General features: G+C 72.3%; 11 protein-coding genes. 6 read left to right on the forward strand and 5 right to left on the reverse strand.

What is annotated here, in order from left to right; genetic code table 11:
• Both FHR82_RS04955 and FHR82_RS04960 read left to right on the forward strand, forming a co-directional pair.
• Positions 1–915, forward strand: coding sequence for a serine hydrolase (locus tag FHR82_RS04955; RefSeq protein ID WP_225943947.1), 915 nt, complete (start codon positions 1–3; stop codon positions 913–915).
• Positions 916–1,167: 252 nt separating this feature from the next.
• Entirely contained in the window at positions 1,168–1,623 is a 456-nt protein-coding gene (locus FHR82_RS04960; protein WP_311770872.1) for a contact-dependent growth inhibition system immunity protein, read from the forward strand.
• On the opposite strand, the gene iolB is transcribed toward FHR82_RS04960, so the two are convergent.
• Genes iolB through FHR82_RS04980 form a run of 4 tightly spaced genes read right to left on the reverse strand, consistent with a single transcriptional unit; the run spans position 1,614 to position 5,937 of the window.
• Positions 1,614–2,405 carry a 5-deoxy-glucuronate isomerase gene (gene iolB, locus FHR82_RS04965; protein WP_311770873.1) on the reverse strand — a complete coding sequence of 264 codons (792 nt, stop codon included), beginning with the start codon at positions 2,403–2,405 and terminating at the stop codon, positions 1,614–1,616. The genes FHR82_RS04960 and iolB overlap by 10 nt on opposite strands.
• 5 nt (positions 2,406–2,410) lie before the next feature.
• The gene (locus FHR82_RS04970) at positions 2,411–3,298 is read right to left on the reverse strand and encodes a Cgl0159 family (beta/alpha)8-fold protein (protein ID WP_184808995.1); all 888 of its coding nucleotides are present in this window, start codon (positions 3,296–3,298) and stop codon (positions 2,411–2,413) included.
• Positions 3,288–4,232 (reverse strand): 5-dehydro-2-deoxygluconokinase, encoded by a 945-nt coding sequence (gene iolC, locus FHR82_RS04975; protein ID WP_311770874.1) that lies wholly within the window; start codon positions 4,230–4,232, stop codon positions 3,288–3,290. The genes FHR82_RS04970 and iolC overlap by 11 nt, the downstream gene beginning before the upstream one ends.
• Positions 4,225–5,937 (reverse strand): DEDD exonuclease domain-containing protein, encoded by a 1,713-nt coding sequence (locus FHR82_RS04980; protein WP_184808996.1) that lies wholly within the window; start codon positions 5,935–5,937, stop codon positions 4,225–4,227. Before FHR82_RS04980 ends, iolC begins: the two co-directional genes overlap by 8 nt.
• A gap of 72 nt (positions 5,938–6,009) precedes the next feature.
• Here FHR82_RS04980 and FHR82_RS04985 point away from each other — a divergent pair, with 72 nt between their 5' ends.
• On the forward strand, positions 6,010–7,365 hold the full coding sequence (locus tag FHR82_RS04985; RefSeq protein WP_184808997.1) for an NYN domain-containing protein: 1,356 nt from the start codon (positions 6,010–6,012) through the stop codon (positions 7,363–7,365).
• A 30-nt stretch (positions 7,366–7,395) separates the two neighbouring features.
• Entirely contained in the window at positions 7,396–7,950 is a 555-nt protein-coding gene (locus tag FHR82_RS04990; RefSeq protein ID WP_184808998.1) for a cysteine hydrolase family protein, read from the forward strand.
• A gap of 523 nt (positions 7,951–8,473) precedes the next feature.
• Here the strand turns inward: FHR82_RS04990 and FHR82_RS04995 are convergent.
• Positions 8,474–10,120: a D-alanyl-D-alanine carboxypeptidase family protein gene (locus FHR82_RS04995; RefSeq protein ID WP_311770875.1), complete on the reverse strand. Its 1,647-nt coding sequence runs from the start codon at positions 10,118–10,120 to the stop codon at positions 8,474–8,476.
• 198 nt (positions 10,121–10,318) lie between these two features.
• Between FHR82_RS04995 and FHR82_RS05000 the strand changes: the two genes are divergently transcribed.
• Together FHR82_RS05000 and FHR82_RS05005 are read left to right on the forward strand one after the other, a co-directional pair.
• On the forward strand, positions 10,319–10,534 hold the full coding sequence (locus FHR82_RS05000) for a hypothetical protein (RefSeq protein ID WP_225943946.1): 216 nt from the start codon (positions 10,319–10,321) through the stop codon (positions 10,532–10,534).
• Positions 10,535–10,936: 402 nt separating this feature from the next.
• Positions 10,937–12,022 (forward strand): C40 family peptidase, encoded by a 1,086-nt coding sequence (locus FHR82_RS05005; RefSeq protein ID WP_184809000.1) that lies wholly within the window; start codon positions 10,937–10,939, stop codon positions 12,020–12,022.
• Positions 12,023–12,100: the final 78 nt, after the last annotated feature.

A 12,100-nucleotide genomic window follows, 5' to 3' on the forward strand; every position in this document is an offset into this window, starting at 1 on the left:
TTGAACACCCGGTCGATGGCGGCCGTCGCACTCATCGCGGCGGCCGCCATCGGCGTTGCCGGGTGCGGCGCGGGCGCGTCCGCCCCGAACCCCGCCCGCACCGCGGGCCGGTCGGCGGCGGCGACCCCACCCGGTAACGGCAACGGCGCGCGGCAGGAGGACTGTCCCCTGCCCGACTCCGGCTTCGACTGCGACTTCCAGCGCCGGATCGCGGCGGTGGGGCGGTACCTGCCGACCCGCCCTGGCACCACCGGCGTGGTCCTCCGCGACCGTGAGACGGGCGCCGTGTGGCGCAACGACCAGGCGACGGACCTGACGTGGACGGCGTCGACGATCAAGCTCGCGATGGTGGTGGACCTGTTCACCCGCGACCGGGCGGGCGAGATCACCCTCACGTCCACCGACCGCGCCCTGATCCAGTCGATGCTGCACTCGTCGGACGACGACGCCGCGGACACCCTGTGGCACCGCTACGCGGGCGACGACCACATGGCGTACAACGACAACTTCCCCTCCTACGGGCTGACCGGCCTGGAACCGGAGGAGGGCTACACGGACTTCTACCCGTACTGGGGCTTCCAGAAGTGCACGGCCGACGACCTGGACCGGCTCATCCAGTACGTCCTGACCGAGCTGCCCGCCGACGACCGCGCGTACGTGGTGGGTGAGATGCGCACGGTCGCGGAGAACCAGCGGTGGGGCGTGTGGGGCGCGGGCCCGGCCGCCCAGCCGGGCAACAAGAACGGCTGGTCGGAAGAGGACACGGGCTGGGTCATGAACACCGTCGGCTTCGCCGGCCCGGAGGAGCGCTACACCCTGGCCGCGATGAACGACCTGGCCGGCGCCGGCGACGAGGACACCGGCCGCGACACGGTGACCCACGTGGCCGAACTGCTGTTCGCCGGGCGCTTCTGACGGTCCTCTTGCTGCCAGCGCGCGCACGCAGCCGTCGTTCGGCTAGCAGGTCGGTCACCATCTCGCCACCGCGGGTGCCGCCGTGGTCAACGGTGCGCTGTCCTTCGGGAACGCCGCGCTCAACAACCGCATCGGCGATCTCAAGAAGACGCTCGGTGACACTCGCAGCACCGACGAGCAACGGGCCCGCGGCCCAGGAGGAGCTGTCCGAGGCCAGCCGCCTGCTCGACCATTCCGAGGGGTATCCGCCAGGTGACACGAGAACGGAGAACGCACGCGATGGTGCCGGAGAGCCCGGACGAGACCCGGTCGCTGACAGCGCTCGAGAAGGACGACTGGGGCGCCGCACCCCCGGACGCGACCCATCTCATGTCCACGGTGCACCGGCTGCGGCACGTTCCGGTCGGCGAGCTGAGCCCCGGTGATCTTCGCGTGCTCATCGGCCAGAACGTCGGCGTCGACGTCCTCGTGCCGCGTGCGCTGGCCGTGTTGCGTGCCGAGCCGCTGGTCACCGGCACCTACTACCCCGGTGACCTGCTGGTCGCCGTGCTGGAACTCCCGGTGTCGTACTGGACGGCGCACCCGGCCGAGCACGCCGAGGTCGAACGTGTCCTCGACGGCCTCGTCGTCGAGGACAGCCAGCTCCGGGCCGACATCAAGCTGTTCCGTGACGTCACGGGCACCCTGCGGTCGCCAGGTCAGCGGTAGAACGGCAGCCTCGGGTCCGGTTCCTGCTTCTCCCACGTCTCGCGGATCCAGCCGTGGGCCGGGTCGTCGCTGATCAGCCAGGCTCGGTCGGTGCCGGGGCCCGCCATGACGTTCAGGTAGTAGAGGTCGTAGCCGGGGGTGGCCATCGACGGGCCGTGCCAGCCGTGCGGGATCAGCACCACGTCGTCGGTGCGGACCTCCTCCAGGATGTCGATCGGGCGTTCCGGGGTGCCGTACACGCGTTGGTAGCCCATCCCGCCATTGGCGACCTCGAAGTAGTAGATCTCCTCCAGCTCGCACTCGCCGTCCCGGGCCTCGTCGTGTTTGTGCGGGGGGTACGACGACCAGTTGCCGCCCGGGGTGAGGACCTCGCACGCGATCAGCTTGTCCGCCTCGAAGGCGGCGGGGGTGCAGAAGTTGTTGACCTGCCTGCTGCAGCCGCCCGCGCCGCGCAGCTCCACCGGGGTGTTCGCCGCCGGTACGTGGCGGACCGGCAGGCGCCGGTCGCACACCGCCGACGGGAACGCGATCTTCGCCGGTGCCTCGGCCGTCACCGTCGCCGTGCAGTCGCGGGGGAGGTACAGGAAGTCCGTGTTCGCCGTGAAGACCGACTCGCGTCCCGCCAAGTCGTACCGCGCACCCGCCACGGACACCGTGCAGCTCCCCGAGAGCGGCAGCACCAACGTCTCCGACTCGCCTGTCGACAGCTCCAGCGGCCCGTCCAGCGTCAGTACCTTCAGACCGCTGTACGTCCAGCCCGCCGACGCCGGGGTGATCTCCACCGCCGTCACAGCAGGCCTGCCGCGGTGTTCACGGCGCCCGCCACGTCGCCGTCCGGTGGGTACAGCAGCGACCGGCCCACCACCAGCCCCATCACCGTCGGCAGCCGCAAGGCGCGGGACCAGCGTTCGTACGTCGCGTCCTGGTCCGCCGCCACCTCGCCGCCGAGGAGCAGCGTCGGCAGCGTCGTCGCCGACAGCACCTGCGCCATGTCGTCACCGCCGTCGCCGATCACCGGGACCTTCAGCCACGTGTACGCGGACGTGCTGCCCAGGCCGGACGCCACGGTCACCGCTCTGGTCGCGGCCTCCACCGACAGGTCGTTCCGCAGCCTGCCGTCGTCCCGGGTCGAGATGAACGGTTCCACCATCGCGGTCAGCCGGTGCTCGGCCAGCGTGCTCACCGCGGTCGCGCAGGCCGCCAGCGTCGCGACGGTGCGGTCGTCGGTGTAGTCGACGCGCAGCAGCATCTTGCCGCCGTCGAAGCCCGCGCGGACGAGCGAGGGCGCGTCGTAGCCGGTGAACCGGTCGTCCATCTCGAAGGCCGCGCCGGCCAGGCCGCCCCTGTTCATGGAGCCGAACACGCTCTTGTCGTGCAGTGCGCCCAGCAACAGCAGGTCTTCCAGGATGTCCGCGGTGCCGAGCACGCCCGTCACGCTCGGGTGCGCCAGCGCTGTGCGCAGCCGGGTCAGCAGGTCCGCCCGGTCGGCCATGGCGAGCGGGTCCGCGCCGGCGCGCAGCGAGCCCCGGGCCGGGTGGTCCGCGGCGATGACCAGAGCCTTCCCCCAACTCCCCAACGGTGAGTCGCGGCGGGTCCTGGCCAATGCCAGTTCGGCGATCCGCTCCGGGTGGAGTGCCCGGATCTCTGTGATCTTCCGCAGGTCGTCATCCCGCATCCAGGACCGCCTCCACCTCGTCGGTCGTCGGCATCGCCGACGAGCAGGACAGGCGGGACGCCACGATGGCGCCCGCCGCGTTGGCGAACCGCATGGTGCGTGCGGTGTCCCAGCCGGACAGCAGGCCGTGGCACAGCGCGCCGCCGAACGCGTCGCCCGCGCCGAGACCGTTCACCACCTCGACCGGGTGCGCCGGCACCTCGACCGCGCCCGTGTTGTCCACCGCCAGCACGCCCTTCGGTCCCTGCTTCACCACCGCGAGCCGGACTCCCTTGGCCCGCAACGCTTCCGCGGCCTCGGCCGGGTCGCGGGTGGCGACCGCCGTTTCGCACTCGTCGAGGTTGCCGACCGTCACCGTCACGTGTTCGAGCGCCTCCTGCACCCACCGGCGCGCCGCCCCGCGGGACCGCCAGAACGCCGGGCGGTAGTCCAGGTCCAGCACGGTGAGCGCCGCCGGGTCACGGGCCCGCAGCGCCGCCAGCGTCGCCGAGCGGCTCGGCTCGTCGCACAGGCCCGTCACCGTCACCCACAGGACCTTCGCCGCGCGGATCGCGTCGAGGTCCAGCTCGTGTTCGTGGATCACCAGATCGGGTGCCTTGGGCAGGCGGTAGAAGTAGATGGGGAAGTCGTCGGGCGGGAAGATCTCGCAGAACGTGACCGGTGTCGGCAGGTCCGGCACGTCGGTGACGTACCGGTCGTCGACGCCGAAGTCTCGCAGCGCGCGGTGCAGGTACTCGCCGAACGGGTCCGCACCCGTCCTGCTCACCAGCGCGACGCGGTGCCCGTACCGCGCGACGGCCACGGTCACGTTGCCCGCGGTGCCGCCCAGGTACTTGGCGAACGTCTCGACGTCCGCCAGCCCGACGCCGGTCTGCTGCGGGTAGATGTCCACGCCGAGCCTGCCCATGGCGATCACGTCCAAGGGATCACCCACTCGTCACCTCCATGCTGCGTGCCGCGTCCGCCCTGGTCAGCCAGCCACGCCAGCTCGCTGCCGCCCGTGCGGGCTCGGTCCAGGGCTGTGAGCATCGAACCATCCGGGTGCCCTGCCGATCCAGCCATCGCAACACGAGTGCCACCTCTTCCGCGGGCGCCCCGCGCAGCGGACCCTCGCCGGGTACCACGGTCTCCGCCGCCGCGGCGAGCGCGTCCACCACCGGCATCGGCGGCACCCCGCGCCGCGCCACCCCCGCCGACGCCAGCCTGCCGTACCGGACCACCGCGAACTCCCAGCCGTGGTTCCCGTCCGGCCGCGCCGCGATCAGCTCCGGCACCGCCGCGAGCGCGGCCAGCCGCTGCCCCCGGTCCAGCGCGCGGACCAGCACGCTCAGCCGGTCCCGGTCGACACCCGCCTGCTCGAACCGCTCCGCCGCCGCGTGCGCCCGCAGCCGCCGCTCCAGCACGTGCAGCGGGTCCAGGAGCCTGCCCGCCACCAGCGACACGAACGACGACACCGACGGCGCGTACTCGTCGGTCGTCTGCCTGCCGGCGCAGGGCGCCTGGCAGCGGTGCAGCTCCGCCAGCGCGCAGGGCGTGGCCCCGGCGCGCTGTGCCGGGATCCGCACCGTGCACGGCCGGATGCCGGTGGCGTCCTGCAGCGCCACCATCGCGTCCTCGGCCAGTCCCCGCGACCGGAACGGGCCCAGCGCGCCGCCGCGCGGTGTCCGCACCAGTGACAGGCGCGGGAACGGCTCGTCGGTGAGCGTCAGCCACCACGCCTGCTTCGGGTTCTTCGACCGCCGGTTGTACGCGGGCTTGTGCGCCGACAGCAGCCGCAGCTCGCGGACCTGCGCCTCCAGCGAGTGTGCGCACTCGACGTGGTCCACCCGCACCGCGAGCGCCACCATCTCCCGCAGCCTGCGCCTGGTCTCGCTCGCCGTGAAGTACTGTCGCACCCGCCTGCGCAGGTCGCTCGCCGTGCCGACGTACAGCACCTCCTCGCCCGGCCCGCGGAACAGGTACACCCCCGGCGTCGACGGCAGGTGCGCCGCCATGGTCCGCTTGCGGCGCTGCTCCGGGGTGACGTCCGGGATGTAGTCGTGCAGTTCCTCGAGGGTCTGCACACCGAGCGACCCGACCCGCTCCAACAAGGAGTGGAAGACGTCGACGGTGGCCCGCGCGTCCATGAGCGCGCGGTGGTTCGGGGTGGTCGAGGCTCCCAGGAGCGCCGCCAGCGCGGACAGCCGGCAGCTCGGGGCCTCCTCCCTGGTCAGGACCCGCCGAGCCAGCTGGACCGTGCACACGACCGCGGGTTTCGGCCAGCGGTAACCGTGCCGCTCGCAGGCCTTGCGCACGAAGTTGGTGTCGAACCCGGCGTTGTGCGCCACCAGCACCGCACCGCTGATGAACTCCATGAACGCGGGCAGGACCGCGTCCAGCCGCGGCGCGGTGTACACCATCGCGTCGGTGATGCCGGTCAGCGCGACGATCTCCGGGGGGATGCCGCGGCCGGGGTCCACGAGCGTGGCGAACTCGCCGAGCACCTCGCCGCCGCGGACCTTCACCGCGCCGAACTCGGTGATGGTGTCCTCGTCGCTGACCCCGGTGGTCTCGAGGTCGAACACGACGAAGGTGGTGGCCCGCAGCGGCGTGCCCAGCTCGTCGAACGCGAGCTGGCCGCCCGCCCCCGGTTTGGTCATGCCCGGCAAGCTAGACCCGACCACCGACAAAGCCGGTCGGTGCGCCTCCGACCTGGGGACTAACCTGTAGAGATGGTGCCGTCGATCCAGCCGGTCGATCCAGTCGAACCGGTGGACGGGCCGTCCGAGGAGGACGGCGAGTCCACTGTGGACTGGACCGCGCTGCCGGACGCCGTGCGCACCAGGATCGCCGAGCTCGGCGCGGACGCGCTCGGCGCGTTGCCCAAGGTAGACGTGCCGCAACAGCTGCGCGCGGTCGCCAAGTTCACCCCCGCCAAGCGGGCCAGGCTCGGCGCGGGCGCCATCATCGCGAGCCTGCGGGACTCGGTCGCGTTCCGCACCGCCGTCGTCGAGTGGTGCCGCGAGCACCGGCCGGCCACGCTCGACCTGTCCGGTGACGACCCGGTCGCCGTCGCCGCCGCCGCGGTGCTCCAGGGCGCGGACACCGCGCCCCACTACCTCGAGCTGGTGTCGCGCCGCGCGTCCGACGCGGGCCTGCGGGCCCAGCGGGACGCGGCGGTCGTCCGCGCGGAGAAGGCGGAGACCGAGCTGGCGAAGGTGCGTGCCGAGCTGGAGGACGTGCAGGACGCCGTGGACCGGGTCCGCGCGGAGGGCGAGGCCGAGCTGGAACGGCTCCGCAAACGCCTGCGTGAGCAGGGTGTCCGGGTGCGCAACGCCAAGGACGAGGCGGAGAACGCGGCGGGTGCGATCGAGCGGATCCGTGCCGAGACGCGGGCCGAGCTCGCCGCGCTCACCGACCAACGCGACCGCGAGCGGGAGCGGGCCGAGACCGAACGGGCCCGCGCGGAGCGGGCCGAGGCGGACGCCGAGATGGCCAGGCAGTCCGCGCGCGAGGCCAGGCAGGCGGACGAGGTCCGGCTCGCGTTGCTCGTCGACACGCTCGACGGCGCGGTCACGGGCCTGCGCAGGGAACTGGCACTGGGTGGCTCCGGCCCCCGGCCCGCCGACCTCGTGCGCGGCGCGACGGAGGCCCAGGGCTCGGTCGGCCGCGTCGAGGACCCGGCCGCGCTGGACCGGCTGCTCGCACTGCCGACTGTGCACGTCGTGGTCGACGGCTACAACGTCACCAAGACCGGTTACCCCGAGCTGTCGCTCTCCGACCAGCGCGAACGCCTCATCCGGCAGCTCGCGGCGCTCGCCGCCCGCACGTCCGCCGAGGTGACGCTCGTGTTCGACGGTGCGGGTGTGGTGGCGGTGCCGACGACCGCGCCGCGGGGTGTGCGGGTCCTGTTCTCCGACCCCGGCGTGCTCGCCGACGACGTGATCCGCGCGCTGGTCACGGCAGAGCCGGAAGGGCGCCCGGTGGTCGTCGTGACCTCCGACCGAGCCGTCGCCGACTCGGTGCGCCGCCGCGGCGCGCACCCCGTTCCGTCGGCCGTTCTGCTCGCCCGCCTCGGACGGAGCTGACCTGTCGGTGGCCGGCGCTACGGTCACCGCATGACAACTTTGGAGAACCGGCCGGGCACCGCGCTGATCGTCATCGACGTGCAGAACGGTGTGGTCGCGGGGGCACACGAGCGCGACGCGGTGGTCGCGAACATCGCGACGCTGGTCGGCAGGGCGCGCGAGGAGAAGGTCCCCGTCGTGTGGGTCCAGCACTCCAGCGACGAGCTGCCGAAGGGGAGCGACACCTGGCAGTACGTGCCGGAGCTGCCGCCCGGTGACGGGGAGCCGGTCGTGGAGAAGGAGTACGGCGACTCGTTCGAGGACACGACCCTGGAGTCGGTGTTGTCGGAGCTGAAGGTGGGGCGGCTGATCGTGGCGGGCGCGCAGACCGACGCCTGTGTCCGTTCGACGCTGCACGGTGCGTTCACCAGGGGCTACGACGCGATCCTGGTCGGCGACGCGCACACGACGGAGGACCTCACGCAGTGGGGCGCGCCGTCACCGGCGGAGGTCATCTCGCACACCAACCTGTACTGGAGCTTCCAGACGGCGCCGGGCCGCGAGGCCGGGACGGTCAAGACGGAGGAGGTCGACTTCGCCTCCTAGTGCTGTGTCCACCAACGTTTGCCGGGTCCTGCGGCGGGTCCGGCCAAGCCGACGGTGATCGCCGTACCCGGGGTGGGGCTGGGTTTGCCGTGAAAGTCGCGTTCAGGGCATCGCCGGTGCTGTGAAAGGCGCGTTGAGGGCGTTGAGTGCCCTGAAAGCGCCTTTCGCAGCGTGGCCAATGCCGTGAAAGCGCCTTTCACGGCACAACGGACGTCGTGAGGGTGCGCGGGAGACGCCGGGGGGCGCCAGGGGCGCGAGCCCCACACCACACCCCAGGCAGACCGACCCATGCCAAAGAACCGAAGATGCCAACCCGGAGCCATCCCGGAGACCTGCCCCTCCGGCGAGGAGCCGCCGGAGGCAAAACCCGCCCGCGGAGGCAACCCGCCCGCGGAGGCAACCCGCCCGCGGAGGCAACCCGCCCGCGGAGGCAACCCGCCCGCGGAGGCAACCCGCCCGGCGAAGACACCCGTCCGGCGAGAACAAACCACGAACCCACCCCGGCCAACGCAAGTGGACACAGCTAGCCGCCGAACTCCCAGTGCCACGGCTCCTCCCGGCCGCGGCCGGGCCACGCCCACTCCGGGTTGACCCAGCCGAACGACAGCGCGTTGGCGCGGAGCCACGCGTACTGCGCTGACCCGAACGACTGCGCGCCACCGCACAGGTCGAGAGCCAGGCCCCAGCCGTGGTTGCTGGTGCCGGGCACGGCCGCGAGCGCGGGCTTCTGCGCGTACAGGCGGACCTGCGCGTCGAACCCGCGGTACGAGTCGGTCAGGCACATCGGCGTGCCGAAGGTGGTGGTGTACGCCTCGTTCATCGCGCCGAACGCCGCGGCCGCGTCGCAGCGCAGCCGGTGCGCCGCCATGCCGAGCGGGCACAGGGCGGTCTGCGGGATGAACCCGTTCGGATAGCCGCCCCACACGCCCGACGGCACGGACACGCCGCCGCAGCGCCACGGCAGGCCGTCGTCGGTCGCCTCGGGGACGGCCCGTGGCGCGACGTGGGCGAGTGCGGGGCGGGCGAAGCCGAGCGCGTCGGCCGGCAGGTCGGTGACCACGACCCCCGCCAGGCGGGCGTCGGCGGCCAGCATCGTGCGCTCGTCGAGCACGATGCCAACGCCCTGCACGCCGTACTGCTTCGGCCCGAGGAACACGAGGTCGCCCGGGTGCGGCGTGGTGACGGGCGCGAGCACGGCGTACTGGTCGGCGAGCCCGGGCGGCACCGCGGCGCCGTACCCGGCACTGACCAGGCCGTCGCACGAGTAGGCGACCGGGCCCGCGCCGTCGGGCACGTACGGCTTGCCGAGCGCGTCGACGGCGTGGGTGACGGCGGCGACGGTCTCGGCGGGCAGCACCAGCAGCCGCTCACCGGACGGCAGCGTTCGCTCCGCGACGCCGGGCTCGGACATCGCGGTCAGGCCGGCGGGGAAGTGATCAGGGTCACGCAGCCGCTCGGCCGGCGGTGGCGTGATGCCTGCCGCCGCCAGCCGGTCCAGGTAGGCACGCCAGTTGTCGGCCGTCGTCCGGTTGCGTTGCTGCTGGGCCTTCTGCTGGGCGACGACCGCCGCGTTCGTGTCGGACACGACACCGCGCAGCTCCGACGACACCGCGGCGGCGCGGTCACTCGCGTCCGCGTTCCGCCGGTCCAGGTCGGCCTTGCGGCGGCCCGCGGCGCCCGCGGCCTCCTCCGCCGCGTCCTCGGCCGCCAGCGCGGCGGTCTGCCTGCGCACGGCGCCCGCGAGGCGCACGTCCTGGTCGGCGCGCAGGCGGTCGAGCAGGCCGGTGCCGTCGAGGAACTCGGACGGGTCGTCCGCGGACAGCAGCGCTCGCAGCTCCTCGGGCTGCGCGAGGGTCTCGTAGACGGTCGCCGAGTACGCGTCGACCTCGGCCTGCTGCGCTGCCACGACGTCGTCGGCGGCCGTGCGCTCGGCGCGTGCGGCCGCGGCGGCGTCGTTCGCGGTCCGCAGTTCCCGCTCCGCGTCGTGGATGTGGCCCGCGAGGTCCGCCAGCTCGCGCTGCACGTCCGTCGCCGTGCGCTGCAGCCGCGCCACCTCGGGGGCGGCGAACGCCTCGCCAGGCCGCGGATCGGCCGCGGGGGCGCCGGGCGGGCCTGGCTCGGCCGCAGGCGCCGTGAGCAGTGCGGCGGCGAGCGCCAGTCCCACTGCCACGCGCACGCGGTACCTCCCCCGTAGAACGGTGTCCTCACCGCGTACAACGCAACCTCCGTATACGGGGATGCGGCTTTTCCGGTTCACCGTATTTCCTCGCGGTCGGTGGACGGCACGCGGGCGGCGGCGAAGGGCTTGCGCCGGTCCTGACCTGGGCGGATCCCGGAATTGTCGGTGGTGTCGCCTAACGTCGCCCGCATGAGGAACCACACGGGATCGGAGCGGGAAATGATCATTGACTGCGACAGCTGCGTGGTCCGCGGGCTGGCCTGCGGGGACTGTGTCGTCAGCGTGCTGCTCGGCGTGCCGCCGAACGTCGAGATAGACGCCCTGGAGCAACGGGCGATAGATACGCTCGGCCGCGCGGGGATCGTCCCGAGACTGCGCCTGGAGCCCGTCGACCGCTCGGCGTGACCGATTTGCCCGACACGCCGGGCCGAACCGGGCGGTCGACGAGCGGTCAACTCGCATCGCCGAACGGCACGACCGCGTTACCACAAGCCGGTGAACTGTGGTGTTGCTGTAGTCACACAACGAAGTTAGGACTGCTCCATTGGTGTTCCGGAGGGTCTGAACCACTTTTTTCGGCGGGCCAGGTAGACGCATCGACTCACGTTTCGTAACCTGTCCGAGATCTCGCGGCCGATCAGTGGCACACCCCGAGGCCGCTACGCGGGATCGCCGCCGAAATCGGCCTTGTCGAGAGGCCGGACCGGATTCCCCCACGGTGGGTGGGGCACCGATGATGGACAGCCGTTGTTGCGGTAGTCCCTTGTCACAGCGCTACCCGGTCGGCGGTTCGGACGTAAGGGAGACATGCGCGACGTGGCGTCGCAAAGAACCAAGCGCGCAGTACGTGCCGGGTTGAGTGTCACCGCCGCAGCAGCGGCACTGCTCACCTCAGTTCCGGGACCCGCTCTCGCGCTCCCCCTCGCTTACCAGCAGCCCCCGCCCCCGAACTCCGCGTCGGAAGCTCTCGCCCAGTACGAGAAGCTGACCGGCCAGGCCGAGCAGGTGAACGAGGACCTGCTGGCCGCACAGACCGACCTCGACAAGAAGAAGGCCGCGTTGGCCCAGGCCAACCAGGACCTTGCCGCGGCGAAGACCGCGCAGGACCAGGCAGCGGCCGACGAGGAGGCCTTCCGCGGCCAGGTCGACGACCTGACCAGCGCGTCCTTCCAGGGCGCCCGGTTCAACAAGCTGTCGGCACTGCTCACCGGCTCCTCCGCGGATGACTTCCTCGAGCGCGCGTCCGCGCTCGGGATCCTCGCTGCCGACAACGAAGAGGCGCTCTCGAAGCTCACCTCGGCCGTCAACATGGCCGAGGACGGGCGGAACAAGGCCGCGGACGCCCAGAAGCGCGCGGCCGACGCCACAGCGGCGGCGCAGGCGCTGACGGACAAGGTCGCCAAGAGCCGCGACGACCTGAACGCGCAGATCGAGCAGGTCGAGGAGGCGTACGACGAGCTGTCAGGAGCCGACAAGGACTCCTTGATGGGCGACAGCGACAACTCCGTCTACCTCGGCCCGGCCGGTCTGGGTGGCGGTGCCGCGGAGGCGGCCATGTCGCAGCGCGGAAAGATGTACGTGTGGGGCGCCGAAGGCCCGGACACCTACGACTGCTCCGGTCTGACCCTGTGGGCGTACCGCCAGGTCGGCATCAGCCTCCCGCACTCCAGCCGCGCGCAGTACGGCTATGGCAAGTCGGTGGCCTACGGCGAGTGGAAGGCCGGTGACCTGCTGTTCTACGGCAGCAGCGCGGGCTCGATCCACCACGTCGCGATGTACGTGGGCGACGGCATGCTGGTGCACGCCTCGCAGTCCGGCACTCCGGTGAAGACCGGTGCCGCCCCGGACGGGGGCGGCGGCGACTACCTCGGTGCCAAGCGCATCGTGGGCTGACGTCATCGAAAGCTCGAACTCTTCGGGACCGGCGCGTTCGCGTCGGTCCCGAAGTGCGTTCGCCCCTACCATGCTCCC

Source organism: Actinophytocola algeriensis, from assembly GCF_014203735.1.
Classification (GTDB): Bacteria; Actinomycetota; Actinomycetes; order Mycobacteriales; family Pseudonocardiaceae; genus Actinophytocola; species Actinophytocola algeriensis.